Source organism: Burkholderia sp. HAN2018, from assembly GCF_024704855.1.
GTDB classification, from domain to species: domain Bacteria; phylum Pseudomonadota; class Gammaproteobacteria; order Burkholderiales; family Burkholderiaceae; genus Burkholderia; species Burkholderia cepacia.
On record NZ_QOBB01000098.1, the window covers coordinates 1 to 25593 of the forward strand.

The 25593-nt window shown below is 61.7% G+C and carries 38 protein-coding genes; 36 read left to right on the forward strand and 2 right to left on the reverse strand.

Annotated features, from left to right (window positions below; translation table 11 throughout):
* From DPV74_RS23010 to dsbD, 32 genes are all read left to right on the forward strand, one after another.
* Nucleotides 1-629: EF-Tu/IF-2/RF-3 family GTPase (locus tag DPV74_RS23010; RefSeq protein ID WP_240440009.1), on the forward strand; the 629-nt coding region annotated here is incomplete at its 5' end.
* A 285-nt stretch (nt 630-914) separates the two neighbouring features.
* Complete coding sequence (gene rpsJ / locus DPV74_RS23015) at nt 915-1226, forward strand: 30S ribosomal protein S10 (protein WP_004199280.1); 312 nt, start codon at nt 915-917, stop codon at nt 1224-1226.
* Nucleotides 1227-1404: 178 nt separating this feature from the next.
* Complete coding sequence (gene rplC / locus DPV74_RS23020) at nt 1405-2055, forward strand: 50S ribosomal protein L3 (RefSeq protein WP_006482922.1); 651 nt, start codon at nt 1405-1407, stop codon at nt 2053-2055.
* The gene (gene rplD, locus DPV74_RS23025) at nt 2055-2675 is read left to right on the forward strand and encodes a 50S ribosomal protein L4 (RefSeq protein ID WP_006477192.1); all 621 of its coding nucleotides are present in this window, start codon (nt 2055-2057) and stop codon (nt 2673-2675) included. The genes rplC and rplD overlap by 1 nt, the downstream gene beginning before the upstream one ends.
* Nucleotides 2672-2986 (forward strand): 50S ribosomal protein L23, encoded by a 315-nt coding sequence (rplW, locus tag DPV74_RS23030; RefSeq protein ID WP_004199275.1) that lies wholly within the window; start codon nt 2672-2674, stop codon nt 2984-2986. Before rplD ends, rplW begins: the two co-directional genes overlap by 4 nt.
* Nucleotides 2987-2988: 2 nt before the next feature.
* On the forward strand, nt 2989-3816 hold the full coding sequence (gene rplB, locus DPV74_RS23035) for a 50S ribosomal protein L2 (RefSeq protein WP_006482900.1): 828 nt from the start codon (nt 2989-2991) through the stop codon (nt 3814-3816).
* Between the two features lie 10 nt (nt 3817-3826).
* Nucleotides 3827-4102 carry a 30S ribosomal protein S19 gene (rpsS, locus tag DPV74_RS23040; RefSeq protein ID WP_004199273.1) on the forward strand — a complete coding sequence of 92 codons (276 nt, stop codon included), beginning with the start codon at nt 3827-3829 and terminating at the stop codon, nt 4100-4102.
* A gap of 12 nt (nt 4103-4114) precedes the next feature.
* Nucleotides 4115-4444: a 50S ribosomal protein L22 gene (gene rplV, locus DPV74_RS23045; protein ID WP_004199272.1), complete on the forward strand. Its 330-nt coding sequence runs from the start codon at nt 4115-4117 to the stop codon at nt 4442-4444.
* Between the two features lie 11 nt (nt 4445-4455).
* Nucleotides 4456-5256, forward strand: a complete 801-nt coding sequence (gene rpsC / locus DPV74_RS23050; protein WP_006482899.1) for a 30S ribosomal protein S3 — start codon at nt 4456-4458, stop codon at nt 5254-5256.
* A 2-nt stretch (nt 5257-5258) separates the two neighbouring features.
* Complete coding sequence (rplP, locus tag DPV74_RS23055) at nt 5259-5675, forward strand: 50S ribosomal protein L16 (RefSeq protein WP_006482873.1); 417 nt, start codon at nt 5259-5261, stop codon at nt 5673-5675.
* Nucleotides 5676-5684: 9 nt separating this feature from the next.
* Nucleotides 5685-5879, forward strand: a complete 195-nt coding sequence (gene rpmC, locus DPV74_RS23060; protein WP_006400652.1) for a 50S ribosomal protein L29 — start codon at nt 5685-5687, stop codon at nt 5877-5879.
* Nucleotides 5876-6148: a 30S ribosomal protein S17 gene (gene rpsQ, locus DPV74_RS23065; protein ID WP_006477189.1), complete on the forward strand. Its 273-nt coding sequence runs from the start codon at nt 5876-5878 to the stop codon at nt 6146-6148. The genes rpmC and rpsQ overlap by 4 nt, the downstream gene beginning before the upstream one ends.
* A gap of 309 nt (nt 6149-6457) precedes the next feature.
* Nucleotides 6458-6826 carry a 50S ribosomal protein L14 gene (gene rplN / locus DPV74_RS23070; RefSeq protein ID WP_006482918.1) on the forward strand — a complete coding sequence of 123 codons (369 nt, stop codon included), beginning with the start codon at nt 6458-6460 and terminating at the stop codon, nt 6824-6826.
* Nucleotides 6827-6835: 9 nt separating this feature from the next.
* Nucleotides 6836-7144, forward strand: coding sequence for a 50S ribosomal protein L24 (gene rplX / locus DPV74_RS23075; protein WP_006477187.1), 309 nt, complete (start codon nt 6836-6838; stop codon nt 7142-7144).
* 16 nt (nt 7145-7160) lie between these two features.
* A complete protein-coding gene (gene rplE / locus DPV74_RS23080; protein ID WP_006482882.1) occupies nt 7161-7700 on the forward strand; it encodes a 50S ribosomal protein L5 in 540 nt (179 codons plus the stop codon).
* 7 nt (nt 7701-7707) lie between these two features.
* The gene (gene rpsN, locus DPV74_RS23085) at nt 7708-8013 is read left to right on the forward strand and encodes a 30S ribosomal protein S14 (protein WP_011350676.1); all 306 of its coding nucleotides are present in this window, start codon (nt 7708-7710) and stop codon (nt 8011-8013) included.
* A 14-nt stretch (nt 8014-8027) separates the two neighbouring features.
* Nucleotides 8028-8423: a 30S ribosomal protein S8 gene (gene rpsH / locus DPV74_RS23090; RefSeq protein ID WP_006477185.1), complete on the forward strand. Its 396-nt coding sequence runs from the start codon at nt 8028-8030 to the stop codon at nt 8421-8423.
* 18 nt (nt 8424-8441) lie between these two features.
* Entirely contained in the window at nt 8442-8972 is a 531-nt protein-coding gene (gene rplF, locus DPV74_RS23095) for a 50S ribosomal protein L6 (RefSeq protein ID WP_006758786.1), read from the forward strand.
* A gap of 12 nt (nt 8973-8984) precedes the next feature.
* Nucleotides 8985-9350 (forward strand): 50S ribosomal protein L18, encoded by a 366-nt coding sequence (gene rplR / locus DPV74_RS23100; protein ID WP_006477183.1) that lies wholly within the window; start codon nt 8985-8987, stop codon nt 9348-9350.
* Nucleotides 9351-9364: 14 nt separating this feature from the next.
* Nucleotides 9365-9883: a 30S ribosomal protein S5 gene (rpsE, locus tag DPV74_RS23105; RefSeq protein WP_006482895.1), complete on the forward strand. Its 519-nt coding sequence runs from the start codon at nt 9365-9367 to the stop codon at nt 9881-9883.
* Between the two features lie 15 nt (nt 9884-9898).
* Nucleotides 9899-10081: a 50S ribosomal protein L30 gene (gene rpmD, locus DPV74_RS23110; protein WP_006400644.1), complete on the forward strand. Its 183-nt coding sequence runs from the start codon at nt 9899-9901 to the stop codon at nt 10079-10081.
* 26 nt (nt 10082-10107) lie between these two features.
* A complete protein-coding gene (gene rplO, locus DPV74_RS23115) occupies nt 10108-10542 on the forward strand; it encodes a 50S ribosomal protein L15 (protein ID WP_006482880.1) in 435 nt (144 codons plus the stop codon).
* A 42-nt stretch (nt 10543-10584) separates the two neighbouring features.
* Nucleotides 10585-11934, forward strand: a complete 1350-nt coding sequence (secY, locus tag DPV74_RS23120; protein ID WP_006482915.1) for a preprotein translocase subunit SecY — start codon at nt 10585-10587, stop codon at nt 11932-11934.
* Nucleotides 11935-11942: 8 nt separating this feature from the next.
* The gene (infA, locus tag DPV74_RS23125; protein WP_004521905.1) at nt 11943-12161 is read left to right on the forward strand and encodes a translation initiation factor IF-1; all 219 of its coding nucleotides are present in this window, start codon (nt 11943-11945) and stop codon (nt 12159-12161) included.
* Nucleotides 12162-12181: 20 nt separating this feature from the next.
* The gene (rpmJ, locus tag DPV74_RS23130; protein WP_004199844.1) at nt 12182-12298 is read left to right on the forward strand and encodes a 50S ribosomal protein L36; all 117 of its coding nucleotides are present in this window, start codon (nt 12182-12184) and stop codon (nt 12296-12298) included.
* 38 nt (nt 12299-12336) lie between these two features.
* Nucleotides 12337-12702: a 30S ribosomal protein S13 gene (gene rpsM / locus DPV74_RS23135; protein ID WP_006400641.1), complete on the forward strand. Its 366-nt coding sequence runs from the start codon at nt 12337-12339 to the stop codon at nt 12700-12702.
* A 28-nt stretch (nt 12703-12730) separates the two neighbouring features.
* A complete protein-coding gene (rpsK, locus tag DPV74_RS23140) occupies nt 12731-13132 on the forward strand; it encodes a 30S ribosomal protein S11 (protein WP_004197937.1) in 402 nt (133 codons plus the stop codon).
* A gap of 154 nt (nt 13133-13286) precedes the next feature.
* Nucleotides 13287-13910 carry a 30S ribosomal protein S4 gene (gene rpsD, locus DPV74_RS23145; protein WP_021161733.1) on the forward strand — a complete coding sequence of 208 codons (624 nt, stop codon included), beginning with the start codon at nt 13287-13289 and terminating at the stop codon, nt 13908-13910.
* Nucleotides 13911-14034: 124 nt separating this feature from the next.
* Nucleotides 14035-15012 carry a DNA-directed RNA polymerase subunit alpha gene (locus DPV74_RS23150; protein ID WP_006477176.1) on the forward strand — a complete coding sequence of 326 codons (978 nt, stop codon included), beginning with the start codon at nt 14035-14037 and terminating at the stop codon, nt 15010-15012.
* Between the two features lie 148 nt (nt 15013-15160).
* Nucleotides 15161-15556: a 50S ribosomal protein L17 gene (gene rplQ / locus DPV74_RS23155; protein WP_006477175.1), complete on the forward strand. Its 396-nt coding sequence runs from the start codon at nt 15161-15163 to the stop codon at nt 15554-15556.
* Between the two features lie 209 nt (nt 15557-15765).
* Nucleotides 15766-16092: a divalent-cation tolerance protein CutA gene (gene cutA, locus DPV74_RS23160; protein ID WP_021161734.1), complete on the forward strand. Its 327-nt coding sequence runs from the start codon at nt 15766-15768 to the stop codon at nt 16090-16092.
* Nucleotides 16085-17935: a protein-disulfide reductase DsbD gene (gene dsbD / locus DPV74_RS23165; RefSeq protein ID WP_119338020.1), complete on the forward strand. Its 1851-nt coding sequence runs from the start codon at nt 16085-16087 to the stop codon at nt 17933-17935. Before cutA ends, dsbD begins: the two co-directional genes overlap by 8 nt.
* A gap of 95 nt (nt 17936-18030) precedes the next feature.
* Here dsbD and hemB read toward each other — a convergent pair whose 3' ends face one another.
* Nucleotides 18031-19029, reverse strand: a complete 999-nt coding sequence (hemB, locus tag DPV74_RS23170; RefSeq protein ID WP_021161736.1) for a porphobilinogen synthase — start codon at nt 19027-19029, stop codon at nt 18031-18033.
* Nucleotides 19030-19282: 253 nt separating this feature from the next.
* Nucleotides 19283-19942 (reverse strand): ribosome biogenesis GTP-binding protein YihA/YsxC, encoded by a 660-nt coding sequence (gene yihA, locus DPV74_RS23175; protein WP_021161737.1) that lies wholly within the window; start codon nt 19940-19942, stop codon nt 19283-19285.
* A gap of 214 nt (nt 19943-20156) precedes the next feature.
* Between yihA and DPV74_RS23180 the strand changes: the two genes are divergently transcribed.
* The 4 genes from DPV74_RS23180 to msrP all read left to right on the forward strand — a co-directional run bounded on the left by DPV74_RS23180 (nt 20157) and on the right by msrP (nt 25498).
* Complete coding sequence (locus DPV74_RS23180; protein ID WP_060082821.1) at nt 20157-20810, forward strand: cytochrome c; 654 nt, start codon at nt 20157-20159, stop codon at nt 20808-20810.
* Between the two features lie 122 nt (nt 20811-20932).
* Nucleotides 20933-23149: a cytochrome c biogenesis protein ResB gene (locus DPV74_RS23185; RefSeq protein ID WP_060060524.1), complete on the forward strand. Its 2217-nt coding sequence runs from the start codon at nt 20933-20935 to the stop codon at nt 23147-23149.
* A gap of 4 nt (nt 23150-23153) precedes the next feature.
* Nucleotides 23154-24344 carry a c-type cytochrome biogenesis protein CcsB gene (gene ccsB, locus DPV74_RS23190; RefSeq protein ID WP_027788574.1) on the forward strand — a complete coding sequence of 397 codons (1191 nt, stop codon included), beginning with the start codon at nt 23154-23156 and terminating at the stop codon, nt 24342-24344.
* Between the two features lie 158 nt (nt 24345-24502).
* Nucleotides 24503-25498, forward strand: coding sequence for a protein-methionine-sulfoxide reductase catalytic subunit MsrP (msrP, locus tag DPV74_RS23195; RefSeq protein WP_027788573.1), 996 nt, complete (start codon nt 24503-24505; stop codon nt 25496-25498).
* The last annotated feature ends 95 nt before the right edge of the window (nt 25499-25593 follow it).

Below are 25593 nucleotides of genomic sequence, written 5' to 3' on the forward strand. Positions count from 1 at the left end.
AAGTGGCGATCATGAGCCTGGCAGACGCGCTGGACACGTACATCCCGACGCCGGAGCGTGCAGTTGACGGCGCGTTCCTGATGCCGGTGGAAGACGTGTTCTCGATCTCGGGCCGTGGTACGGTGGTGACGGGTCGTGTCGAGCGCGGCATCGTGAAGGTCGGCGAAGAAATCGAAATCGTCGGTATCAAGCCGACGGTGAAGACGACCTGCACGGGCGTTGAAATGTTCCGCAAGCTGCTGGACCAAGGTCAGGCAGGCGACAACGTCGGTATCCTGCTGCGCGGCACGAAGCGTGAAGACGTGGAGCGTGGCCAGGTTCTGGCGAAGCCGGGTTCGATCACGCCGCACACGCACTTCACGGCTGAAGTGTACGTGCTGAGCAAGGACGAAGGCGGCCGTCACACGCCGTTCTTCAACAACTACCGTCCGCAGTTCTACTTCCGTACGACGGACGTGACGGGCTCGATCGAGCTGCCGAAGGACAAGGAAATGGTGATGCCGGGCGACAACGTGTCGATCACGGTGAAGCTGATTGCACCGATCGCGATGGAAGAAGGTCTGCGCTTCGCAATCCGCGAAGGCGGCCGTACGGTCGGCGCCGGCGTCGTCGCCAAGATCCTCGACTAAGATCGACGATCCGCGGATCCTTCCGGGATCCGCGATCCCACGGTATGCAGTTGTACCGTCGAAACCGGGTGTTCAGCTTGCGCTGGCACCCGGTTTTTCTTTATGGCGTGCCGTCACGCACATTGACAAACCCACACCACCTCTCCGATTTTTCGTGTAGAATCGCGGGCTTAGCAGTGGAAGTACCGTTCGGAACCTGTCGCTTCGCTCCCCGCAGGCAGCAGGTTTCGCGTTCTTTTGGTGTCCGGCGGTGCAACATCGCCTCGCTCTTTTCAAGGAATCGTCATGCAGCAACAGAAAATCCGCATTCGCCTGAAGGCTTTCGACTATCGTCTGATCGATCAATCGGCTGCCGAAATCGTCGATACCGCGAAGCGGACTGGCGCAATCGTCCGTGGCCCGGTGCCGCTGCCGACGCGCATTCAGCGTTTTGACATCCTGCGTTCGCCGCACGTCAACAAGACGTCGCGCGATCAGCTCGAAATCCGTACCCACCAGCGCCTGATGGACATCGTCGATCCGACCGACAAGACGGTTGACGCGCTGATGAAGCTCGATCTGCCGGCTGGCGTCGACGTGGAAATCAAGCTGCAGTAAGGCTTCCGGCGCCAACCGGCTTGTCGGGTGGCGCTAAGTCTTTGTATTGCTTGCGGAAATCGAGGAGTCGGGCTATACTGCTTGGCTTTTCGCGTATTCGCGTAAAAAAGTTGGGCCTTGCGTGCCCGGCATTTTGTAAATCAGCCCCGACCAATCGCAGTCGGGAATGGAGAAAATGATGAGCCTTGGACTCGTAGGTCGCAAGGTTGGCATGACCCGTATCTTCACGGCTGAAGGGGATTCGATTCCCGTCACCGTGCTGGACGTGTCGGACAACCGCGTGACGCAGATCAAGACTGTTGAAACCGACGGCTACACGGCCGTGCAGGTTGCATTCGGCTCCCGTCGTGCATCGCGCGTGACGAAGCCGCTGGCAGGTCATCTCGCCAAAGCCGGTGTCGAAGCCGGTGAAATCCTCAAGGAATTCCGCATTGACGCGGCCAAGGCAGCTGAGCTGTCGAATGGCGCCGTGGTCGGTGCTGATCTTTTCGAAGTGGGCCAGAAGGTCGACGTGCAAGGCGTGTCGATCGGTAAGGGCTACGCCGGTACGATCAAGCGTTACAACTTCTCCTCCGGCCGTGCGACGCACGGTAACTCGCGCTCGCACAACGTGCCGGGCTCGATCGGTATGGCGCAGGATCCGGGTCGTGTTTTCCCGGGTAAACGCATGACGGGTCACATGGGTGACGTGACGGTGACGGTGCAGAACCTCGAAATCGCTCGTATCGACGCAGAGCGCAAGCTGCTGCTCGTGAAGGGTGCGATTCCGGGCGCGAAGGGCGGCAAGGTCTTCGTGACGCCGGCCGTCAAGACCAAGGGGGCGAAATAATGGAACTCAAGCTCCTGAACGAAAATGGTCAGGAAGGTGCAGTGGTCAACGCGTCGGACGTCGTGTTCGGTCGTGACTACAACGAAGCGCTGATCCACCAGGTCGTCGTCGCTTACCAGGCGAATGCTCGCCAGGGTAACCGCGCACAGAAGGACCGTGAGCAAGTCAAGCACACGACCAAGAAGCCGTGGCGCCAGAAGGGTACGGGCCGTGCTCGTGCCGGTATGTCGTCGAGCCCGCTGTGGCGTGGCGGTGGTCGTATCTTCCCGAATTCGCCGGAAGAAAACTTCTCGCACAAGGTCAACAAGAAGATGCATCGCGCAGGTCTCTGCTCGATCTTCTCGCAGCTGGCCCGTGAAGGCCGCCTGTCGGTCGTCGAGGACATCATCCTCGAAGCGCCGAAGACCAAGCTGCTGGCCGACAAATTCAAGACCATGGGTCTCGACTCCGTGCTGATCATCACCGACACGGTTGACGAAAACCTGTACCTGGCATCGCGCAACCTGCCGCACGTGGCAATTGTCGAGCCGCGCTACGCTGACCCGCTGTCGCTGATCTACTTCAAGAAAGTGCTGGTCACGAAGGCTGCGGTCGCCCAGATCGAGGAGTTGCTGTCATGAGCGAGATTCGCAAGAACGATCATCGTTTGATGCAGGTCCTGCTCGCACCGGTGATCTCGGAAAAGGCGACGCTGGTTGCCGACAAGAACGAGCAAGTCGTGTTCGAAGTCGCACCGGATGCCACGAAGCAGGAAGTGAAGGCGGCTGTCGAGCTGCTGTTCAAGGTTGAAGTTGATTCCGTCAACGTGCTGGTTCAGAAGGGCAAGCAAAAGCGCTTTGGCCGTTCGATGGGCCGCCGCAAGGACGTGAAGAAGGCGTACGTTTGCCTGAAGCCCGGCCAGGAAATCAACTTTGAAGCGGAGGCCAAGTAATCATGGCAATCGTTAAAGTTAAGCCGACATCGCCGGGTCGCCGCGCGATGGTCAAGGTGGTCAACAAGAACCTGCACCAGGGCAAGCCGTTCGCGGCACTGCTCGACTCGCAGAGCTCGACCGCCGGCCGTAACAACAATGGCCGTATCACCACGCGTCACAAGGGTGGTGGTCACAAGCAACACTATCGTATCGTCGATTTCCGTCGCACGAAGGATGGCATCCCGGCAAAGGTCGAGCGTCTCGAGTACGACCCGAACCGTAGCGCGAACATCGCGCTGGTGCTCTACGCAGACGGCGAACGTCGCTACATCATCGCCCCGAAGGGCCTGACCGTCGGCCAACAGCTGATGTCGGGTTCGGAAGCGCCGATCCGCGCAGGCAACACGCTGCCGATCCGCAACATTCCGGTCGGTACGACGATCCACTGCATCGAGATGCTGCCGGGCAAGGGCGCGCAAATGGCGCGTTCGGCTGGTACGTCGGCCATGCTGCTCGCACGTGAAGGCGTCTACGCGCAGGTTCGTCTGCGTTCGGGCGAAATCCGCCGCGTGCACATCGAGTGCCGTGCAACGATCGGTGAAGTCGGCAACGAAGAGCATAGCCTGCGCCAGATCGGCAAGGCTGGCGCGAACCGCTGGCGCGGTATCCGCCCGACGGTGCGTGGCGTTGCGATGAACCCGGTTGATCACCCGCACGGTGGTGGTGAGGGCAAGACGGCTGCAGGTCGCGATCCGGTTAGCCCGTGGGGTACGCCGGCTAAGGGTTATCGCACCCGTAGCAACAAGCGCACGACGACGATGATCGTCCAGCGCCGTCACAAGCGTTAAGGAGTAGGCAATGGCACGTTCTGTAAAAAAAGGTCCGTTCTGCGACGCCCATTTGCTGAAGAAAGTTGAGGCGGCTGCAGCTTCGCGCGACAAAAAGCCGATCAAGACCTGGTCGCGTCGCTCGACGATTCTGCCGGATTTCATCGGCCTGACGATCGCTGTTCATAACGGCCGTCAACACGTTCCGGTGTACATCTCGGAAAACATGGTCGGCCACAAGCTTGGCGAGTTCGCACTGACCCGTACGTTCAAGGGTCACGCGGCCGACAAGAAGGCCAAGAAATAAGGGGCAATCAAGATGGAAGTGAAAGCAATTCATCGCGGTGCCCGCATCTCGGCGCAAAAAACGCGCCTTGTGGCTGACCAGATCCGCGGTTTGCCGGTCGACAAGGCGCTGAACGTTCTGACGTTCTCGCCGAAGAAAGCGGCTGGCATCGTGAAGAAGGTTGTGCTGTCGGCAATCGCGAATGCGGAGCACAACGAAGGCGCCGATATCGACGAGCTCAAGATCAAGAGCATCTACGTCGACAAGGCTGCATCGCTCAAGCGTTTCACCGCGCGCGCCAAGGGCCGCGGTAACCGCATCGAGAAGCAATCCTGTCACATCACTGTGACGGTCGGGAATTAAGGAGCCATACGATGGGACAGAAAATTCATCCGACTGGCTTCCGCCTGGCTGTCAGCCGCAATTGGGCTTCGCGTTGGTACGCGAATAACAACAATTTCGCGGCGATGCTGCAGGAAGACATCGGTGTTCGTGAATACCTGAAGAAGAAGCTGAAGAACGCTTCGGTCGGTCGGGTCGTCATCGAGCGTCCGGCGAAGAACGCGCGCATCACGATTTACAGCTCGCGTCCGGGCGTGGTCATCGGCAAGAAGGGCGAGGATATCGAACAGCTGAAGACGGAACTGCAACGCCGCATGGGCGTGCCGGTTCACGTCAACATCGAAGAAATCCGCAAGCCGGAAACCGATGCTCAGTTGATCGCTGACTCGATCACGCAACAGCTCGAGCGCCGGATCATGTTCCGTCGCGCGATGAAGCGTGCGATGCAGAACGCGATGCGTCTGGGTGCCCAGGGCATCAAGATCATGAGCGCAGGCCGTCTGAACGGTATCGAAATCGCTCGTACGGAGTGGTATCGCGAAGGTCGCGTGCCGCTTCACACGCTGCGTGCTGATATTGACTACGCGACTTCGGAAGCGAAGACGACTTACGGGATCATCGGCGTCAAGGTGTGGGTCTACAAGGGCGATACGCTCGGCCGCAACGACGCACCGGTGGTGGAAGAAGTAGCCGAAGACAAGCGTCCGCGTCGCAATGCGCGTCCGGGCGACCGTCGTCCGCGCCGTGACGGCGAAGGCGGCGCTCCGGGTGCTCGTCGTGGCGCACCGCGCCGCGGCGCCGGCAAGCCCGAAGACGGCAAGACTGGAGAATAACGATGCTGCAACCGAAACGCAGAAAGTATCGTAAAGAGCAGAAGGGTCGTAACACCGGCAAGGCGACGCGCGGCAACGCAGTGTCGTTCGGTGAATTCGGCCTGAAGGCGATCGGTCGCGGTCGTTTGACCGCACGTCAGATTGAAGCGGCGCGTCGTGCAATGACGCGTCACATCAAGCGTGGCGGCCGCATCTGGATCCGGATCTTCCCGGACAAGCCGATTTCGCAGAAGCCGGCCGAAGTGCGTATGGGTAACGGTAAGGGTAACCCGGAGTACTACGTCGCCGAGATTCAGCCGGGCAAGATGCTCTATGAAATGGACGGCGTAACCGAAGAACTGGCACGCGAAGCGTTCCGTCTGGCTGCAGCCAAGCTGCCGCTCAAGACGGCATTCATCGTGCGCCAGCTCGGCGCCTAAGGAGAAAACATGAAGGCTTCCGAACTTCTCCAGAAAGACCAGGCCGCGCTCAACAAGGAGCTGGCGGACCTGCTGAAGGCGCAATTCGGCCTGCGCATGCAACTCGCGACCCAGCAGCTCACGAACACGAGCCAGCTGAAGAAGGTTCGTCGCGACATCGCACGTGTGCGGACCGTCATGACTCAGAAGGCGAACCAGAAATGAACGATAGCGTGAAAACCTCGCTGAAGCGGACGCTGGTCGGTCGGGTCGTCAGCAACAAGATGGACAAGACCGTCACCGTGCTGATCGAGCACCGCGTCAAGCATCCGATCTACGGCAAGTATGTCGTGCGCTCGAAGAAGTACCACGCGCATGATGAAGCGAACACCTACAACGAAGGCGATCTCGTCGAAATCCAGGAAACTCGTCCTGTTTCGAAGACGAAGGCCTGGACGGTGTCGCGCCTCGTCGAAGCAGCTCGCGTCATCTAAGCGGGCAGCGCAGTAGGCAGTAACAGGCACTTCTCCACGAAGTGCTTGAAATCGCAAAGTTTTTGCTTGCGTGACCGGGATTATTTGTTATAATCCCGGTCTTCCCTCTTTATGGGAGCCCCGTCGCGGGCGAAGTTGGTGGGGGAAGCGGACTGGCGCCTGCCTGTCCGAAAGATTCACCGAATTGCGATGGCGGGTTTCGTTTGCCGTCGCTGCTGTTCCAACCCAAGCAGCCGATTGGCTGACGGGACCAAGACTGACCGAATGCATCATGGTGGTGCATCCGGATTAAGTTGGGAAAGACAAACCATGATCCAGACCGAATCTCGGCTCGAAGTAGCCGACAACACGGGTGCACGTGAAGTCCTGTGCATCAAGGTGCTCGGCGGCTCGAAGCGTCGTTATGCCGGCATTGGCGACATCATCAAGGTGAGCGTCAAAGAGGCAACGCCGCGCGGGCGCGTGAAGAAAGGCGAAATTTACAACGCCGTGGTGGTCCGCACCGCCAAGGGCGTGCGCCGTCAAGACGGCTCGCTGATCAAGTTCGACGGCAACGCCGCTGTGCTTTTGAATAACAAGCTCGAGCCGATCGGCACCCGTATCTTCGGGCCGGTGACGCGTGAGCTGCGTAGCGAACGATTCATGAAGATCGTTTCGCTGGCGCCGGAAGTGCTGTAAGGAGTCGCGATGAACAAGATTCGCAAAGGTGACGAAGTCATCGTCGTCACTGGCAAGGACAAGGGCAAGCGCGGCGTCGTGCTGGCTGTCGGTGCAGAGCATGTGACGGTTGAAGGTATCAACCTCGTCAAGAAGCATGTGAAGCCGAACCCGATGAAGGGTACGACGGGTGGCGTGGAAGCGAAGACGATGCCCCTGCATATTTCGAACGTCGCACTGGTCGACGCGAATGGCAAGGCGTCGCGTGTTGGCATCAAGGTCGAGGAAGGCAAGAAGGTTCGCTTCCTGAAGACGACCGGTGCCGTACTGAGCGCCTGACGCAGCGGAGTAAAAAATGGCTCGTTTTCAAGAGTTTTACAAAGAAAAGGTTGTGCCCGGCCTGATCGAGAAGTTCGGTTACAAGTCGGTCATGGAAGTGCCGCGCATCACCAAGATCACGCTGAACATGGGTCTTGGCGAAGCGATTGCTGACAAGAAGATCATCGAGAACGCCGTCGGCGACCTCACGAAGATCGCTGGTCAGAAGCCGGTCGTGACGAAGGCACGCAAGGCAATCGCAGGCTTCAAGATCCGCCAGGGTTACCCGATCGGCGCGATGGTGACGCTGCGTGGCCGTGCAATGTACGAATTCCTCGACCGTTTCGTGACGGTTGCCCTGCCCCGCGTGCGTGACTTCCGCGGCGTGTCGGGTCGTGCTTTCGATGGCCGTGGCAACTACAACATCGGTGTGAAAGAGCAGATCATTTTCCCCGAAATCGACTACGACAAGATCGACGCACTGCGTGGGCTGAACATCAGCATCACGACGACTGCGAAGACCGACGACGAAGCAAAGGCTCTGCTCGCCAGCTTCAAGTTCCCGTTCAGAAACTGAGGTTACCGTGGCTAAACTGGCACTGATCGAACGTGAAAAGAAGCGCGCCCGCCTGGTCGCGAAGTTCGCAGCAAAGCGCGATGCGCTGAAGGCGATCGTCGAAGACCAAAGCAAGTCGGAAGAAGAGCGCTACGAAGCACGCCTTGAGCTGCAGCAACTGCCCCGCAACGCAAACCCGACCCGCCAGCGTAACCGCTGCGCGATCACGGGCCGTCCGCGTGGCACGTTCCGTAAATTCGGCCTCGCGCGTAACAAGATTCGTGAAATCGCATTCCGTGGCGAGATTCCTGGCCTGACCAAGGCGAGCTGGTAATAGGAGAAACGTAAATGAGCATGAGTGATCCTATCGCCGATATGCTGACTCGCATCCGCAACGCGCAGATGGTCGAGAAGGTATCGGTTGCGATGCCCTCGTCGAAGGTCAAGGTTGCAATCGCGCAAGTCCTGAAGGACGAAGGTTACATCGACGATTTCGCCGTCAAGGCGGAAGGTGCGAAGTCCGAACTGAATATCGCGCTGAAGTACTACGCAGGTCGCCCGGTCATCGAACGCCTCGAGCGCGTGTCGAAGCCTGGTCTGCGCGTGTACCGCGGCCGTAACGACATTCCGCAGGTCATGAACGGCCTGGGCGTGGCAATCGTGTCGACGCCGAAGGGCGTGATGACCGACCGCAAGGCGCGCGCTACCGGCGTCGGCGGCGAAGTCATCTGCTACGTCGCTTAAAGCCGAGGAGAGAGAAACATGTCTCGAGTAGGTAAGAGCCCGATCGCGCTGCAAGGCGCGGAAGTCAAGCTGGCCGACGGTGCGATCACCGTCAAGGGCCCGCTGGGCACCATCACGCAAGCGATCAATCCGCTCGTGAACGTGGCGAACAACGACGGCACGCTGAACCTGTCGCCGGTGGACGAAAGCCGCGAAGCAAATGCACTGTCGGGCACGATGCGCGCGATCATCGCGAATGCCGTGCACGGCGTGACCAAGGGTTTCGAGCGCAAGCTGACGCTGGTTGGCGTCGGTTATCGTGCGCAAGCGCAAGGCGACAAGCTGAACCTGTCGCTGGGTTTCTCGCACCCGGTGGTGCACCAGATGCCGGAAGGCGTCAAGGCAGAAACCCCGACGCAAACCGAAATCGTGATCAAGGGGATCAACAAGCAACAAGTCGGTCAAGTAGCTGCGGAAGTTCGCGGTTACCGTCCGCCGGAGCCCTACAAGGGCAAGGGCGTGCGCTATTCCGACGAGGTTGTGATCCTCAAAGAAACGAAGAAGAAGTAAGGGTGCGCAATCATGGATAAGACTCAATCTCGCCTGCGCCGCGCTCGCCAGACGCGTATCAAGATCGCTGAGCTGCAGGTCGCGCGTCTCGCCGTGCATCGCACGAACACGCACATCTACGCTCAAGTGTTCTCGCCCTGCGGCACCAAGGTGCTCGCCAGCGCGTCGACGCTCGAAGCAGAAGTGCGCGCTGAACTGGCCGACAAGTCGGGCAAGGGCGGCAACGTTAATGCCGCGACGCTGATCGGCAAGCGTATTGCCGAGAAGGCAAAGGCTGCCGGCATCGAATCCGTCGCCTTCGACCGCTCGGGCTTCCGCTACCACGGCCGCGTCAAGGCGCTGGCTGAGGCAGCTCGCGAAGCTGGGCTCAAGTTCTAAGGAAGGAATTCGTCATGGCAAAGATGCAAGCGAAAGTTCAGGCTGACGAGCGCGACGACGGCCTTCGTGAAAAGATGATTTCGGTCAACCGCGTGACCAAGGTCGTGAAGGGTGGCCGTATTCTCGGCTTCGCCGCACTGACCGTGGTTGGCGACGGCGATGGCCGCATCGGTATGGGCAAGGGCAAGGCGAAGGAAGTGCCGGTCGCTGTCCAGAAGGCAATGGAACAAGCTCGCCGCAACATGTTCAAGGTGCCGCTCAAGAACGGCACGCTGCAACACGAAGTGCACGGCAAGCATGGCGCATCGGCTGTCCTCCTCGCTCCGGCGAAGGCAGGTACGGGCGTGATCGCCGGCGGCCCGATGCGCGCAGTGTTCGACGTGATGGGCGTTCAGAACGTCGTGGCAAAGAGCCACGGTTCGACGAACCCGTACAACCTCGTTCGCGCCACGCTGGACGGTCTGCGCAAGCAGTCCACCCCGGCAGACATCGCGGCGAAGCGCGGCAAGTCCGTCGAAGAAATTTTGGGCTAAGCCCGGGTGGTCACCATGTCTGAAAAAACTGTCAAGGTTCAGCTCGTTAAGAGCCTGATCGGGACCCGCGAATCGCACCGCGCGACCGTGCGTGGCCTGGGCCTGCGCCGACTCAACTCGGTCAGCGAGCTTCAGGACACGCCGGCGGTCCGCGGCATGATCAACAAGGTCTCGTACCTCGTTAAGGTCATCGCGTAAGCGGCCCTACGGATCAAGGAGTTGATATGGAATTGAATAACCTGAAGCCGGCAGCTGGCGCCAAGCACGCCAAGCGTCGCGTCGGCCGTGGCATCGGTTCGGGCCTCGGCAAGACGGCTGGCCGTGGTCACAAGGGTCAGAAATCGCGTTCGGGCGGCTTCCACAAAGTCGGTTTCGAAGGCGGTCAGATGCCGCTGCAACGTCGTCTGCCGAAGCGCGGCTTCACGTCGCTGACGAAGGAATTCGTCGGTGAAGTGCGCCTGGGCGACCTCGAGAAGCTGCCGGTCGATGAGATCGATCTGCTCGCACTGAAGCAAGCCGGCCTGGTCGGCGAGCTGACGAAGAGCGCAAAGATCATCGCGACGGGCGAGCTGAAGCGCAAGATCGTCGTGAAGGGTCTCGGTGCCACCAAGGGTGCGCGTGCTGCGATCGAAGCGGCTGGCGGTTCGTTCGCCGAGTGACACGCGTAGCGCGTCGTCATTTGCATTCATCGGAGAAGGTACTTGGCTAACAGCCCGAGTCTTGCAAAACCCGGTCGAAGCACGGCGAAATTCGGCGATCTGCGCCGGCGAGCGATGTTCCTGCTCCTGGCGCTGATCGTCTATCGCATCGGCGCGCACATTCCCGTGCCGGGCATCGATCCGGATCAACTGGCTAAGCTGTTCCAGAGCCAGGCGGGCGGCATCCTGGGCATGTTCAACATGTTCTCGGGTGGCGCGCTTTCCCGCTTCACGATCTTTGCGCTGGGGATCATGCCGTACATTTCGGCGTCGATCATCATGCAGTTGCTGGCGATCGTATCGCCGCAGCTCGAGGCGCTGAAGAAGGAAGGGCAGGCAGGGCAACGGAAGATCACGCAGTACACACGGTATTTCACCGTCGTGCTCGCGACCTTCCAGGCGTTCGGTATCGCGGCTGCGCTGGAAAACCAGCCGGGCCTCGTCACCGATCCCGGCATGCTGTTCCGTCTGACGACGGTCGTGACGCTGGTTACCGGCACGATGTTCCTGATGTGGCTCGGCGAGCAGATTACCGAGCGTGGTCTGGGCAACGGTATCTCGATCATCATCTTCGGCGGGATCGCAGCAGGGTTCCCGAATGCCGTCGGTGGGTTGTTCGAGCTGGTGCGTACGGGTTCGATGAGCATCATTTCGGCGATCATCATCGTCGTCCTGATTGCCGCGGTGACTTACCTGGTCGTGTTCATCGAACGCGGGCAGCGCAAGATCCTCGTGAACTACGCGAAGCGCCAGGTCGGCAACAAGATCTACGGTGGGCAGTCGTCGCATCTGCCGCTGAAGCTGAACATGTCGGGTGTGATTCCGCCGATCTTCGCGTCGTCGATCATTCTGTTCCCGGCAACGATTCTCGGCTGGTTCAGTACCGGTCAGCCGACGGGAAGCTGGATTTCCAACACGTTGCATAACGTTGCGGAAGCGCTGAAGCCGGGCCAGCCGGTCTATGTGTTGCTGTACACGCTGGCGATCGTGTTTTTCTGCTTCTTCTACACCGCACTGGTGTTCAACAGCAGGGAAACCGCAGACAACCTGAAGAAGAGCGGCGCGTTTGTTCCGGGTATCCGTCCGGGCGATCAGACCGCACGATATATCGACCGCATCCTCACGCGTCTGACGCTGGCCGGTGCGATCTACATCGTCTTCGTGTGTCTGCTGCCGGAATTCCTGGTACTGCGCTGGAACGTGCCGTTTTATTTTGGTGGAACGTCGCTGCTGATCATTGTCGTCGTCACGATGGACTTTATGGCGCAGGTGCAGTCGTACGTTATGTCGCAACAGTATGAGTCACTGCTCAAGAAGGCTAACTTCAAGGGCGGCAACATCCCAATGCGTTAATAAGGACTATGGCCAAAGACGATGTAATCCAGATGCAAGGCGAGGTGATCGAAAACCTCCCGAATGCTACCTTCCGCGTGAAGCTGGAAAACGGCCATGTCGTGTTGGGGCATATCTCCGGAAAGATGCGGATGCACTACATCCGCATTCTCCCGGGCGACAAGGTGACGGTTGAATTGACGCCTTACGATCTGTCTCGTGCGCGGATCGTGTTCCGGGCGAAGTGATTTGAAAAAAGGGTATTATCATGAAAGTGATGGCATCGGTTAAGCGCATTTGCCGCAATTGCAAGATCATCAAGCGCAAAGGCGTCGTTCGCGTGATCTGCAGCTCGGATCCGCGCCACAAGCAGCGCCAAGGCTGACCGCGCGTTTGTTTGCGCTTTTTGTTTGAGGAAAAACAATGGCTCGTATCGCAGGGGTTAACATCCCGAATCACCAGCATACCGAGATCGGCCTGACGGCTATCTTCGGTATCGGCCGCACCCGTTCGCGCAGCATCTGCGTGGCAGCTGGCGTCGATTTTTCGAAGAAGGTCAAGGACTTGACCGACGCAGACTTGGAAAAGCTGCGTGAAGAAGTGGGCAAGTTTGTCGTCGAAGGCGATCTGCGCCGTGAAGTGACGATGAACATCAAGCGCCTGATGGACCTCGGTTGCTACCGTGGTGTTCGTCATCGCAAGGGCCTGCCGATGCGCGGTCAGCGTACGCGTACGAACGCACGTACTCGCAAGGGTCCGCGTCGTGCAGCGCAAGCGCTGAAGAAGTAAGCGGAACTGACAGTTACAGGAAAACGTAATGGCTAAGGCTTCGAACACCGCGGCGCAACGCGTTCGCAAGAAGGTTAAGAAGAACGTCGCTGAAGGCGTGGTTCACGTTCACGCGTCGTTCAACAACACGATCATCACGATCACCGATCGCCAAGGCAACGCACTGGCATGGGCGACGTCGGGCGGTCAGGGCTTCAAGGGCTCGCGCAAATCGACGCCGTTCGCTGCCCAGGTCGCAGCCGAGTCGGCTGGCCGCGTCGCGATGGAATACGGCGTGAAGAATCTGGAAGTGCGGATCAAGGGCCCGGGCCCGGGTCGTGAGTCGGCAGTGCGCGCACTGCACGGCCTCGGCATCAAGATCACCGCGATTTCGGACGTCACCCCGATTCCGCACAACGGCTGCCGTCCGCCGAAGCGTCGTCGTATCTAAAGGTGTGCTGGCACGTTCGTGCTGGCACATTGCCTGTCGCCGCGTAGCGTCGACGGGCGTTGCTTTTTTGATTGACTAAGCCCACCGTTCGCCCCAAAGGGAGCGAACTAGCGCGGATTTCGATCCGCGTGACTGATTGATAAAGGAATGCAAAGTGGCACGTTATATCGGCCCTAAGGCCAAGCTGTCCCGCCGTGAAGGCACCGACCTGTTCCTGAAGAGCGCACGCCGCTCGCTCGCCGACAAGTGCAAGCTCGACAGCAAGCCGGGCCAGCACGGCCGTACCTCGGGCGCACGTACGTCCGACTACGGTACGCAGCTGCGTGAAAAGCAGAAGGTCAAGCGCATCTACGGCGTGCTGGAGCGTCAGTTCCGTCGCTACTTCGCTGAAGCCGACCGCCGCAAGGGCAACACGGGTGAAAACCTGCTGCAACTGCTCGAGTCGCGCCTCGACAACGTCGTGTATCGCATGGGCTTCGGCTCGACCCGCGCTGAAGCGCGTCAGCTGGTGAGCCACAAGTCGATCACCGTGAACGGCGTCGTCGCAAACGTCCCGTCGCAGCAAGTGAAGGCGGGTGACATCGTCGCGATCCGCGAAAAGGCGAAGAAGCAAGCGCGTATCGTCGAAGCGCTGTCGCTGGCCGAGCAAGGCGGCATGCCGAGCTGGGTTGCAGTCGATGCGAAGAAGTTCGAAGGCACGTTCAAGCAAATGCCGGAACGCGCTGAAATCGCAGGCGACATCAACGAAAGCCTGATCGTCGAATTGTATTCGCGTTAATCCGATTGACGGCCGAGGTACCCCGATTGCGTTGCGCAAGGAGGGGCCTCGGCTGTTTATTTTCTGGTTGTTACCGGTCAGCCTTATCGGTGTAACGAGCCGAGGGTATTGAAAAGGAAAGCCCATGCAAACCAGTTTGCTGAAACCCAAGATCATCGCCGTGGAATCGCTGGGCGAGAACCACGCGAGGGTGGTCATGGAACCGTTCGAACGCGGTTACGGCCATACCTTGGGCAATGCGCTTCGCCGCGTGCTGCTGTCGTCGATGGTTGGCTACGCGCCGACCGAAGTGACGATCGCGGGCGTGGTGCACGAGTACTCGACGCTGGATGGCGTGCAGGAAGACGTCGTCAACCTGCTGCTGAACCTGAAGGGCGTGGTGTTCAAGCTGCATAACCGTGACGAAGTGACGGTTACGCTGCGCAAGGAAGGTGAAGGCGTTGTCACGGCCGGCGATATCGAGCTGGCTCACGACTGCGAAGTCATCAACCCGAATCACGTGATTGCGCACCTGTCGAAGGGTGGCAAGCTCGACGTTCAGATCAAGATCGAAAAGGGTCGCGGCTATGTGCCCGGCAACGTCCGTCGCTACGGCGAAGACACGGCCAAGATCATCGGCCGCATCGTCCTCGACGCATCGTTCTCGCCGGTTCGCCGCGTGAGCTATGCGGTCGAAAGCGCACGTGTCGAGCAGCGTACCGACCTCGACAAGCTCGTGATGAACATCGAAACGAGCGGTGTGATCACGCCGGAAGAAGCGATCCGTCAATCGGCCCGCATCCTGGTCGACCAGCTGTCCGTGTTCGCGGCGCTGGAAGGCACGGAAACGGCAGCCGAAGCGCCGTCGCGTGCACCGCAGATCGATCCGATCCTGCTGCGTCCGGTGGACGATCTCGAGCTGACGGTTCGTTCGGCGAACTGCCTGAAGGCCGAGAACATCTACTACATCGGCGATCTCATCCAGCGCACGGAAAACGAGCTGCTGAAGACGCCGAACCTCGGTCGCAAGTCGCTCAACGAGATCAAGGAAGTGCTCGCTTCGCGCGGTCTCACGCTGGGCATGAAGCTCGAAAACTGGCCGCCGGCTGGTCTCGACAAGTAAGCCCGCTTGTAGCGCTGCTGTTGCTGTAGTTGGCAAAGATGCGGATTTTCCTTTAAAATCCGCATCTTGCTTTTTTCGTTACCGGCCCGTGCACCCATCGAGGTGCGATAGAAGAGCTGGATCAAAACTTTGAATCAAGGAAACTGAAATGCGCCATCGTCATGGTCTGCGGAAACTGAACCGCACGAGCAGCCACCGTCTGGCTATGCTCCGTAACATGTCCAACTCGCTGATCGAGCACGAAGTCATCAAGACGACGCTCCCGAAGGCGAAGGAACTCCGTAAAGTCGTCGAGCCGCTGATCACGCTCGGCAAGAAGCCGTCGCTGGCAAACCGTCGCCTGGCGTTCAACCGCCTGCGCGATCGTGACTCGGTGGCGAAGCTGTTCGACGTGCTCGGTCCGCGTTTCGCGAACCGTCCGGGCGGCTACCTGCGCGTGCTGAAGTTCGGCTTCCGCGTGGGCGACAACGCACCGATGGCACTGGTCGAGCTGCTCGATCGTCCGGAAGTCGACGAAACGGAAAACGTGCAAGAAGCTGAATAAGCTTCCGGTACGCAGCAGTATCTGAAAGGGGCCGAGCAATTGCTTGGCCCCTTTTTGTTTTTGAAGCGGTGGCTGCGATCGATTGTCGCAGGGTGGTGCCGGCAGTGTTGCGCGGGCTGCGCTACGATACGGGGCAGCCGGTGCGCTCCCGGGTGGGCAACGCGCGCCGGCAAGAGCCAGGAGTCGATAGACCAGCCAGGAGGGCGCGGATGATAGTGGTACTGATGCTGACGACGGTGCCCGATGCCGCGACCGCCGAGGCGCTTTCCGCCGGTGCGCTCGATGCGCGGCTTGCCGCGTGTGTGTCGGAGCTCGGTGCGATCAGGTCACGCTATCACTGGCAGGGCAAGGTCGAAACGGCCGACGAGATCCAGTTGCTGTTCAAGACGAGCCCCGTGCGGGCGCTCGAACTGGAGCGATTTATTCTCGCGCATCATCCATACGAGACACCTGAAATCGTCTCGTGGCAGGCGACGGCCTCGGCCGCTTACGGCCAGTGGGTGACCAGCGAAACTCAACGTCTATTTCATGTTTAACGGTATGGCGCTTTCCGTGCGCGTGCGCGCGCTGCGGTTCCTCGCAGTCCTGTTGTCGTTCATGCTCGTGCTGGGCGGCGGCCTGTCGGTCGCGCGTGCGGCCGACGATTTCCTCGATCCGTCGGTGGCGTTCAAGTTCAGCGCGAGCGAATCGCCGGGGCAGGTGGACGTCCGCTTCAAGGTCGCCAACGGCTATTACCTGTACCGCGAGCGGTTCGCATTCGCGGTGAAGAGCGGGCAGGCGACGCTCGGCGAGCCGCAGTTCCCCGCCGGCCATGTGAAGTTCGACCAGACGTTCCAGAAGAACGTCGAGACCTACCGTGACGAAGTCGTCGTTCACGTGCCCGTCAAGCAGGCGTCGGGGCCGTTCGAGCTCGCGGTGACGTCGCAGGGCTGCGCCGACGAAGGGATCTGCTATCCGCCCGCCGAGCACGTCGTGAAGGTCGACGGCGCCGCATTGGGTGCGGCCTCGTCTTCCGGCGATGCGGCTGTCGAGGGCAGTTGGTTCGACAAGGTCACGAGCGCCGATTTCGCGCAGTCGCTGCTCGAGGGCCATGGCTTCTTCACGATCGTCGCGCTGTATTTCGTCGCGGGCGTCGTGCTGAGCCTCCTGCCGTGTTCGTACCCGATGATCCCGATCGTGTCGGCGATCATCATCGGTCAGGGCACGCGCGCGACGCATGCGCGCGGCTTTGCGCTGTCGTTGACGTACGTGGTCGGCATGGCGCTCGTCTATACGGTGCTGGGCATCGCCGCGGCGCTGGTCGGCCAGAGCCTCGGCGCGTGGCTGCAGAACCCGTGGGTGCTCGGCGCGTTCGGCGTGCTGCTCACCGCGTTCGCGGTGTCGCTGATTTCGGGCAAGGACATCGCGCTGCCCGCGCGCTGGCAGAACGGTGCAGCCGAAGTGTCGAGTGCGCGACAGGGCGGTCACTTCGTTGCGGTTGCCGCGATGGGCGCGTTGTCGGCGCTGGTGGTCGGCGCATGCATGACGGCGCCGCTGTTCGCGGTGCTCGCTTTCATCGCACACACGGGCAATGCGCTGCTCGGCGGTGCCGCGCTGTTCGCGATGGGGCTGGGGCTCGGCGTGCCGTTGCTCGTGGTCGGCATCGGTGCGGGTACGGTGCTGCCGCGCGCAGGTGCATGGATGGACGGCGTGAAGGTGTTCTTCGGCATCGTGCTGCTCGCGGCCGCGCTGTGGATCGTGTGGCCGGTGCTTGCCGGTGGCCTGAAGATGGTGCTCGCTGCGTTGTGGCTGCTCATCGCGGCCGCGGCGCTCGGCCTGTTCACGCCGCATGCCGGCGCCGCGTCGATCTGGCGCCGCCTCGGCCGTGGCCTCGGCGCCGCGCTCGCGATCTGGGCGGCGACGCTGCTCGTCGGTCTTGCAGCGGGCTCCAACGACCCCGTGAAACCGCTGGCTGTCCTTGCTGCGCGCACGGTCGCGTCGGGTGATGTGTCGGCAGCCGGTGCGGCTGCCGGGCAGCAGGGGCCGGCGTTCGCTTCGGTGCGCTCCAGCGGCGAACTCGACGCGCTGCTGAAGACGTCGGGCCAGCCCGTGATGCTCGACTTCTACGCCGACTGGTGCGTGAGCTGCAAGGAGATGGAGCACCTGACGTTCACGGATGCACGCGTGCAGGCGCGGCTCGCGCAGCTTCACCTGGTACGTGCGGACGTCACCGCGAACAATCCGGACGATCAGGCGCTGCTCAAGCGCTTCAACCTGTTCGGGCCGCCCGGCATCATCTTCTTCGATCGCAACGGCAACGAAATCGGCCGTGTGGTCGGCTATCAGGCAGCCGAGACGTTTCTGCGCAGTCTCGATCGCGCGGCGGTACCAACGGTGTAGCGCACGCTTGTCGGTGGCTTGTACACCGATTGCAAATGAAAACGGCGGGACACCGAAGTGTCCCGCCGTTTTTCGTGGCGCTGCCGGCGCGTGGCTCAGCGCTGCGCTTTCAGGAGGCGCGCGGCGTCGAGTGCGAAGTACGTGAGCACGCCGTCGGCGCCCGCACGCTTGAACGCGAGCAGCGATTCGAGCACGACCTTGTCGTGGTCGAGCCAGCCGTTCATTGCGGCGGCCTTCAGCATCGCGTATTCGCCGCTCACCTGGTACACGTAGGTCGGGAAGCGGAACTCGTCCTTCACCCGGCGCACGATGTCGAGGTACGGCATGCCGGGCTTGACCATCACCATGTCGGCGCCTTCGTCGATGTCGAGGCGCACTTCGCGCAACGCTTCGTCGCTGTTCGCCGGGTCCATCTGGTAGGTCATCTTGTTGCCCTTGCCCAGGTTGGACGCCGAGCCGACCGCGTCGCGGAACGGGCCATAGAACGCCGATGCGAACTTGGCCGAATAGGCCATGATGCGCGTATGGATATGGCCGTCGCTTTCCAGCATCTCGCGGATTGCGCCGATGCGGCCGTCCATCATGTCCGACGGCGCGACGATGTCGACACCGGCTTCGGCCTGTGCGCGCGCCTGATCGATCAGGATCTCGATCGTGTCGTCGTTGATCACGTAGCCGTTCTCGTCGAGCACGCCGTCCTGGCCGTGGCTCGTGTACGGATCGAGTGCGACGTCGGTCAGCACGCCGAGTTCGGGAAAGCGCTTCTTCAGCTCGCGCACCGCGCGCGGGATCAGGCCTTCCGGGTTGGCTGCCTCGCGGCCGTCAGGCGTTTTCACCGACGGTTCGATGGCCGGGAACAGCGACAGCACAGGCACGCCGAGTTCGACACATTGTTCGGCGACATGCATCAGCAGATCGACGGACACGCGTTCGACGCCGGGCATCGACGGCACCGGCTGCCGCTCGTTGGTGCCTTCGACGACGAATACCGGATAGATCAGGTCGTCGGTGGTCAGGCGGTTTTCGCGCATCAGGCGCCGGGAGAAGTCGTCGCGGCGCATCCGGCGCGGACGATGAAGCGGATGAAAGCTCATGGCGATTGGGTAGAAATCAGGGCAAGAAGGACCTTACGGAACCCTTCGGTCATTTTCGGGAGCGTTGGTATATGATAGCGATCGAGCGGCACGCGTCGCGTGCAGCTCCCCGCTTCTCCTCCCTGAGCGGGTGCCTGTCGTTTTTCGATTAGGCTGTTTGACCCGCCGTTCAACGGCGGGTTTTTTTATGAGCCGGCCGAATCCGCAGGCGCCGTCAGGTGCGCGCCGCCGATCCCGGCCGCGCGTTGCCCGATCATTGTGCTACAGGCTCGCTTTTTTCGTCGGCGGCGGACGGCCGCACCCAGCTCTCGATCAGTTCGTGCGCCTCGTCGAGGCCCGTGCGCTTCATCGCGGAAAACAGCTGGACCGTCAGCTTGCCCTGGACGCCCTGGTCACGATACGCATCGAGCCCCTTTTGCGTGGTCCGCAGCGCATTGATGCTTTCTTGCCGCGTCAATTTGTCGCACTTCGTCAGCAGCGTGTGGATCGGCTTGCCGGTCGGTACGAACCACTCAATCATGCGGCGATCGAGGTCGGTCAGCGGGCGGCGCGAATCCATCATCAGAATCAGGCCGCAAAGCTGCGAGCGGGTTGCCAGGTAGGACGACAGCAGCATTTCCCAGTGGGCCTTGGCGGCGCCGGGCACTTCCGCGTAGCCGTAGCCGGGCAGGTCGACGAGATTCGCGACGGGCTCGGCGGCCGGGCCGACGGAGAAGTAGTTGATATGCTGCGTGCGGCCAGGGGTCTTCGACGCGAAGGCCAGCCGCTTCTGGTTGCACAGCACGTTGATCGCCGTCGACTTGCCGGCATTCGAGCGGCCCGCGAACGCGATTTCCGGCTGGACCGTCGGCGGCAGGTCGCGCAGATGGTTGACGGTCGTGTAGAAGCGGGCTTGATGGAGCAGAAAGGCCATGGGAACCGGAAGGACGGGCGGCGCGAGCCGCTTGGTGGAGGCGGGGTAGCCCCGATAGGCGCGGGAGCTTTCAACGCGATATTGTACAATACGGCGGTTTTACCGAAGGCCACCGGGCGCCTGCCTCGCGCTTTTATGTGGCTTCTGCGGTAGACTGAACGCCGTCGTTTTTTGCAGAACCTCAAATTCCCACAAGACGAAACAGGGTGTGCGAATGAATCGACTGTGCAAGTCTCTGATGGTGCTTCAGGTTGCAGCAGGGTTCGTAGGTTTCGTAGCAGAGGCAAACGCGGCGGAGGCGGCAAAGCCGGATCTCGACCGCGGCAAGGCGATTGCCGGGCAGGTGTGCGCATCGTGTCACGGTGCCGATGGCAATAGCGCGTCGGGCAGTTTCCCGAAGCTTGCCGGCCAGCATCCCGAATATCTGGTCAAGCAGTTGAACGACTTCAAGACGCAGCCGGGCGCGAAGGGGCCGGTGCGGACCAACGCAGTGATGGTCGGATTCGCGAGCGCGCTGAGCGCGGACGACATGCGCAACGTCGCCGCGTACTACGGGTCGCAGACGACGAAGCTCGGCACCGCACGCGATGCGGCGACCGTGCCGATCGGCCAGAAGATCTATCGCGGCGGCATCGCGGAGAAGGGCGTACCCGCCTGCGCGAGCTGCCACGGGCCGACAGGGCAGGGTCTCCCGGTCCAGTACCCGCGTCTGTCTGGACAGTGGGCCGATTACACGGTCGCGCAGTTGACCGCGTTCCAGCAGGGTACCGGCGCGCGCAACAACAACGAGGCGATGCATCAGATCGCGACGCGGCTGTCGGACAACGAGATCAAGGCCGTCGCGGATTACATCGCGGGCCTGCGTTGAGCGGTCAGCCGCGAATGAAATGACCGGACGCCCGAAGGGCGGCCGGAGTCAGAACAAGAAAAGGGTGGGGCGCCGCGCAGTCGCGGCCGCCTTGCCCTTTTTTGTTGTCAGTCGGAGTTTGAATGAGCGTTACCACGTCGGGGTTGCAGTCGAAGTCGAGTCAGGGTGCGTCGAAGCGCGCGGTCGAGCTGCTGAGCTCGATGCGCTTCGCGATTGCGTTGCTGGTGGTGCTGTCGATCGCGAGCATCATCGGCACGGTCCTGACCCAGGACGATCCGTATCCGAATTACGTGAACCAGTTCGGGCCGTTCTGGGCGGACATCTTCCGCTCGCTCGGCCTGTACAACGTGTACAGCGCGTGGTGGTTCATGCTGATCCTGATCTTCCTCGTCGTGTCGATCTCGCTGTGCGTGATCCGCAACGCGCCGAAGATGCTCGCCGATGCAAAGAGCTGGAAGGACAAGGTTCGCGAAGGCAGCCTGCGGGCTTTCCACCACAAGGCCGAGTACACGGCTTCCGGCACGCGCGCGACCGTCACGGCAACGCTCGCCACCTTCGTCACCAAGGCCGGCTACAAGCACGTCGTGCGTGAAAACGACGGCGCGACGCTGATCTCCGCGAAGCGCGGCGCGATGACCAAGTGGGGCTATATCTCCGCGCACCTCGCGATCGTCGTGATCTGTATCGGCGGCCTGCTCGACAGCAACCTGCCGATCAAATTCCAGATGTGGATGTTCGGCAAGAGCCCGGTCAACACGAGCGCGACGATCAGCGAGATCTCGCCCGACCATCGCCTGTCCGCGTCGAACCCGACGTTCCGCGGCTACGCGTGGGTGCCCGAGGGCCAGTTCGTGTCGACCGCGATCCTGAACCAGCCGAGCGGCTCGCTGATCCAGGACCTGCCGTTCTCGATCCAGCTCAACAAGTTCATCGTCGACTACTACACGACGGGCATGCCGAAACTGTTCGCGAGCGATATCGTCGTGATCGATCGCGAGACCGGCCGGAAAATCCCGGCGCGCGTCGAGGTCAACAAACCGTTCACGTACAAGGGTGTGTCGATCTACCAGTCGAGCTTCCAGGACGGCGGCTCGCAGATGCAGATGACGGCCTATCCGATGACGGGCGGCAACGCGAAGACCTTCCCCGTGCAGGGCACGATCGGCAGTTCGGCGCCGCTGCAGATGCCGGGCGCCGACGGCGACACGATCGAGTTCGCCGATTTCCGCGCGATCAACGTCGAGAACATGGCCGACGCGAACGGCAAGCCGGACGTGCGTGGTGTGGCGACGACGAGCTCGCTGAAGGAAGTGTTCGACGAACGGCTCGGCTCCGGCGCGAAGACGTCGAAGCCGACGCAGCTCCACAACATCGGCCCGTCCGTGCAGTACAAGATCCGCGGCAAGGACGGCCAGGCGCGCGAATTCAACAACTACATGCTGCCCGTCGACATGAACGGCGAGCGCGTGTTCCTCGCCGGCGTGCGCACGAGCCCGAACGACCCGTTCCGCTACATGCGGATTCCGGCCGACAGCCAGGATTCGATCGGCGAATGGATGCACCTGCGCGCCGCGCTCGAGGATCCTTCCGTGCGCGCCGAAGCCGCCGCGCGCTTCGCGCAGCGTTCGCTGCCGGGCACCGACGCATCGCTGCGCGGCCGCCTGCAGGACAGTGCGCTGAAGGTGCTGACCCTGTTTGCGGCGAGCGACGACAGCGTCGGCCGCGGCGCCGACGGCCAGCCGATCGGCGGCTTCCAGGCCGTGGCGACGTTCATCGACCGCTCGGTGCCCAAGGCCGAGCAGGAGAAGGCCGCGAGCCTGCTGCTGCGGATGCTCGAAGGCTCGATGTGGGAGGTCTGGCAGATCGCGCGCGAGCGTGCGGGGGAGCCGGCGGCGCAGCAGGGTACCGACACGATCCGTTTCGTACAGAACGCGATCAACGCGCTATCCGACAGCTTTTTGTATGGATCGCCGGTCTATTTGCAGCTTGACTCATTCAAGCAGGTGCAAGCTTCGGTATTTCAGTTGACGCGCGCACCCGGCAAGAATCTGGTGTATCTTGGCAGCCTGCTGCTGGTCGCCGGCATCTTCTCGATGTTCTACGTGCGCGAGCGGCGCCTCTGGTTCTGGCTGAAGGACGCCGGTTCGGGCGTCGATGTGGTGATGGCAATGTCCACGGCCCGCAAGACCTTCGATTTCGAGAAAGAATACGTGCAGACGCGCGACGCGGCCGGTGCCGCCTTGCACGCCGCACCTCGCGACGCCGCGCCGGCCGGTGCGGCATCGACTGCCCGTTCGCCTGCCGGCGGCGGTTCCGATTCCGAGAATTCCACCCGGTAACATCATGGATCTCACGCAAGTTTCCTCTTCCCATCGGGCGTCGGCCCAGGCGCCGGTCACGGCACCGTTGTTCGACGATCGTCCGTTCCTCGCGCGCCTGTCGTTGCTCGACTGGCTGTTCGCACTGGCGCTTGTGGTGGGCGCGGGCTACGCGCTCGTGCATTACAACGCGCACATGGATTACTACGACAAGGCGGTGATGATCGGCACCGTGCCGGCGCTCGTCGCGCTCGGCTGGCGCTGGAAGCCCGCGCGGCTGATGATGGCGTCGATCGCCGTGCTGGCGCTGCTGTCGATCCAGATCTACCAGGGCGATCTCGCGCGCGCCGATTCGGCGTTCCTCCTCAAGTACTTCCTGTCGAGCCAGTCGGCAATCCTGTGGATGAGCGCGCTGTTCGTGCTCGCGACGATCTTCTACTGGATCGGCCTGCTCGCGCGCTCGGAATCGGGCTCCGCGATCGGCCAGAAGCTCACGTGGGTTGCCGTGCTGATGGGCTTCACCGGCCTGATGGTGCGCTGGTACGAGTCCTACCTGATCGGTGCGGATGTCGGGCACATTCCGGTGTCGAACCTCTATGAAGTGTTCGTGCTGTTCAGCCTGATCACCGCGCTGCTCTATCTCTATTACGAAGGCCACTACGGGACACGTTCGCTCGGCGCGTTCGTGCTGCTGGTGATCAGCGCGGCGGTCGGCTTCCTGATGTGGTACTCGGTCGCGCGCGATGCGCAGCAGATCCAGCCGCTCGTGCCCGCGCTGCAGAGCTGGTGGATGAAGATCCACGTGCCGGCGAACTTCATCGGCTACGGCAGCTTCGCGCTGTCGGCGATGGTGTCGGTCGCGTACCTGATGAAGGAGCGCGGCGTGCTCGCGGATCGCCTGCCGACGCTCGACGTGCTCGACGACGTGATGTACAAGTCGATCGCGGTCGGTTTCGCGTTCTTCACGATCGCGACGATCCTCGGCGCGCTGTGGGCGGCCGAGGCATGGGGCGGCTACTGGAGCTGGGACCCGAAGGAAACCTGGGCGCTGATCGTGTGGCTCAACTATGCGGCGTGGCTGCACATGCGCCTGATGAAGGGCCTGCGCGGTACGGTGGCCGCGTGGTGGGCGCTGACGGGCCTGCTCGTGACGACCTTCGCGTTCCTCGGCGTCAACATGTTCCTGTCCGGGCTGCACAGCTACGGCAAGCTGTAAGATTCCCGCTGCTCGTCCGACTATGAGACCGCCGGTGCACTGCGTGCCCGGCGGTTTTCTTTTGTAACGGACGGGCGGTCCGGCCGGCGAACGGCGCAAGATGAGTCGGGTCGAACGCCCATGAAGCTGCGCGCGGCGCAGGCAGGAGGAGCAGCACGATGTGGATCAAACGCCCTTTGCTGAACGTACTGACCGGTGGCGATATCGCGCCCGGCGAAATCACGCCGCGTGCGGTCTTCGAGAACCGGCGGCGCGTGTTGCAGGCGGCCGGCCTCGCGGCGGCGGGCGGGCTGCTCGGCGGCAGCGGCGCGGCATTTGCCGCCTATGCGTCGCCCGACGCGCGGGCCGCGAAGCTCGCGGCGAAAACGAACCCGAAGTTCGTCGCGGCCGACAAGGTGACGCCGTTCAAGGACATCACGTCCTACAACAACTTCTACGAATTCGGCACCGACAAGAGCGACCCCGCGCAGAATGCGGGCACGCTGCGGCCGCGCCCGTGGCGCGTGAGCGTCGAGGGCGAGGTGCTGCATCCGAAGGTGTTCGATCTCGACGAGCTGCTGAAGCTCGCGCCGCTCGAAGAGCGCGTGTACCGGTTGCGCTGCGTCGAGGGATGGTCGATGGTGATCCCGTGGATCGGCGTGCCGCTGTCCGAGCTGATCAAGCGGGTGCAGCCGACCGGCAATGCGAAATACGTACAGTTCATCACGCTGGCCGACCCGTCGCAGATGCCCGGCCTGTCGACACCCGTGCTCGACTGGCCGTACTCGGAAGGGCTGCGGATGGACGAGGCGATGAATCCGCTAACGCTGCTGACGATGGGCGTCTACGGGCAGGTGCTGCCGAACCAGAACGGCGCGCCGGTGCGTATCGTCGTGCCGTGGAAGTACGGCTTCAAGAGCGCGAAGTCGCTCGTGAAGATTCGCTTCGTCGACAAGCAGCCGAAGACGAGCTGGAACACGTATGCGTCGAACGAGTACGGCTTTTATTCGAACGTGAACCCGAATGTCGATCATCCGCGCTGGAGCCAGGCGACCGAGCGGCGCATCGGCGAGGACGGCTTTTTCACGCCGAAGCGCAAGACGCTGATGTTCAACGGCTACGGCGACCTGGTCGCGTCGATGTATCAGGGCATGGACCTGAAGAAGAATTTCTGAGGGCGAAGGTGAGAAACGACATGCCTCCTTCGACGCTGACGCCCGCGCGTGCAGCGGGCGCCGGCCCGGCTGCACGTGCCGTGCGGGCCGGCGCG

What these genes read in the sequence shown, in the direction of transcription:
- rpsJ (WP_004199280.1), top strand. Translation starts at nt 915, where the DNA reads ATGCAGCAACAGAAAATCCGCATTCGCCTGAAGGCTTTCGACTATCGT.
- rplC (WP_006482922.1), top strand. Translation starts at nt 1,405, where the DNA reads ATGAGCCTTGGACTCGTAGGTCGCAAGGTTGGCATGACCCGTATCTTC.
- rplD (WP_006477192.1), top strand. Translation starts at nt 2,055, where the DNA reads ATGGAACTCAAGCTCCTGAACGAAAATGGTCAGGAAGGTGCAGTGGTC.
- rplW (WP_004199275.1), top strand. Translation starts at nt 2,672, where the DNA reads ATGAGCGAGATTCGCAAGAACGATCATCGTTTGATGCAGGTCCTGCTC.
- rplB (WP_006482900.1), top strand. Translation starts at nt 2,989, where the DNA reads ATGGCAATCGTTAAAGTTAAGCCGACATCGCCGGGTCGCCGCGCGATG.
- rpsS (WP_004199273.1), top strand. Translation starts at nt 3,827, where the DNA reads ATGGCACGTTCTGTAAAAAAAGGTCCGTTCTGCGACGCCCATTTGCTG.
- rplV (WP_004199272.1), top strand. Translation starts at nt 4,115, where the DNA reads ATGGAAGTGAAAGCAATTCATCGCGGTGCCCGCATCTCGGCGCAAAAA.
- rpsC (WP_006482899.1), top strand. Translation starts at nt 4,456, where the DNA reads ATGGGACAGAAAATTCATCCGACTGGCTTCCGCCTGGCTGTCAGCCGC.
- rplP (WP_006482873.1), top strand. Translation starts at nt 5,259, where the DNA reads ATGCTGCAACCGAAACGCAGAAAGTATCGTAAAGAGCAGAAGGGTCGT.
- rpmC (WP_006400652.1), top strand. Translation starts at nt 5,685, where the DNA reads ATGAAGGCTTCCGAACTTCTCCAGAAAGACCAGGCCGCGCTCAACAAG.
- rpsQ (WP_006477189.1), top strand. Translation starts at nt 5,876, where the DNA reads ATGAACGATAGCGTGAAAACCTCGCTGAAGCGGACGCTGGTCGGTCGG.
- rplN (WP_006482918.1), top strand. Translation starts at nt 6,458, where the DNA reads ATGATCCAGACCGAATCTCGGCTCGAAGTAGCCGACAACACGGGTGCA.
- rplX (WP_006477187.1), top strand. Translation starts at nt 6,836, where the DNA reads ATGAACAAGATTCGCAAAGGTGACGAAGTCATCGTCGTCACTGGCAAG.
- rplE (WP_006482882.1), top strand. Translation starts at nt 7,161, where the DNA reads ATGGCTCGTTTTCAAGAGTTTTACAAAGAAAAGGTTGTGCCCGGCCTG.
- rpsH (WP_006477185.1), top strand. Translation starts at nt 8,028, where the DNA reads ATGAGCATGAGTGATCCTATCGCCGATATGCTGACTCGCATCCGCAAC.
- rplF (WP_006758786.1), top strand. Translation starts at nt 8,442, where the DNA reads ATGTCTCGAGTAGGTAAGAGCCCGATCGCGCTGCAAGGCGCGGAAGTC.
- rplR (WP_006477183.1), top strand. Translation starts at nt 8,985, where the DNA reads ATGGATAAGACTCAATCTCGCCTGCGCCGCGCTCGCCAGACGCGTATC.
- rpsE (WP_006482895.1), top strand. Translation starts at nt 9,365, where the DNA reads ATGGCAAAGATGCAAGCGAAAGTTCAGGCTGACGAGCGCGACGACGGC.
- rpmD (WP_006400644.1), top strand. Translation starts at nt 9,899, where the DNA reads ATGTCTGAAAAAACTGTCAAGGTTCAGCTCGTTAAGAGCCTGATCGGG.
- rplO (WP_006482880.1), top strand. Translation starts at nt 10,108, where the DNA reads ATGGAATTGAATAACCTGAAGCCGGCAGCTGGCGCCAAGCACGCCAAG.
- infA (WP_004521905.1), top strand. Translation starts at nt 11,943, where the DNA reads ATGGCCAAAGACGATGTAATCCAGATGCAAGGCGAGGTGATCGAAAAC.
- rpmJ (WP_004199844.1), top strand. Translation starts at nt 12,182, where the DNA reads ATGAAAGTGATGGCATCGGTTAAGCGCATTTGCCGCAATTGCAAGATC.
- rpsM (WP_006400641.1), top strand. Translation starts at nt 12,337, where the DNA reads ATGGCTCGTATCGCAGGGGTTAACATCCCGAATCACCAGCATACCGAG.
- rpsK (WP_004197937.1), top strand. Translation starts at nt 12,731, where the DNA reads ATGGCTAAGGCTTCGAACACCGCGGCGCAACGCGTTCGCAAGAAGGTT.
- DPV74_RS23150 (WP_006477176.1), top strand. Translation starts at nt 14,035, where the DNA reads ATGCAAACCAGTTTGCTGAAACCCAAGATCATCGCCGTGGAATCGCTG.
- rplQ (WP_006477175.1), top strand. Translation starts at nt 15,161, where the DNA reads ATGCGCCATCGTCATGGTCTGCGGAAACTGAACCGCACGAGCAGCCAC.
- cutA (WP_021161734.1), top strand. Translation starts at nt 15,766, where the DNA reads ATGATAGTGGTACTGATGCTGACGACGGTGCCCGATGCCGCGACCGCC.
- dsbD (WP_119338020.1), top strand. Translation starts at nt 16,085, where the DNA reads ATGTTTAACGGTATGGCGCTTTCCGTGCGCGTGCGCGCGCTGCGGTTC.
- hemB (WP_021161736.1), bottom strand. Translation starts at nt 19,029, where the DNA reads ATGAGCTTTCATCCGCTTCATCGTCCGCGCCGGATGCGCCGCGACGAC.
- yihA (WP_021161737.1), bottom strand. Translation starts at nt 19,942, where the DNA reads ATGGCCTTTCTGCTCCATCAAGCCCGCTTCTACACGACCGTCAACCAT.
- DPV74_RS23180 (WP_060082821.1), top strand. Translation starts at nt 20,157, where the DNA reads ATGAATCGACTGTGCAAGTCTCTGATGGTGCTTCAGGTTGCAGCAGGG.
- DPV74_RS23185 (WP_060060524.1), top strand. Translation starts at nt 20,933, where the DNA reads ATGAGCGTTACCACGTCGGGGTTGCAGTCGAAGTCGAGTCAGGGTGCG.
- ccsB (WP_027788574.1), top strand. Translation starts at nt 23,154, where the DNA reads ATGGATCTCACGCAAGTTTCCTCTTCCCATCGGGCGTCGGCCCAGGCG.
- msrP (WP_027788573.1), top strand. Translation starts at nt 24,503, where the DNA reads ATGTGGATCAAACGCCCTTTGCTGAACGTACTGACCGGTGGCGATATC.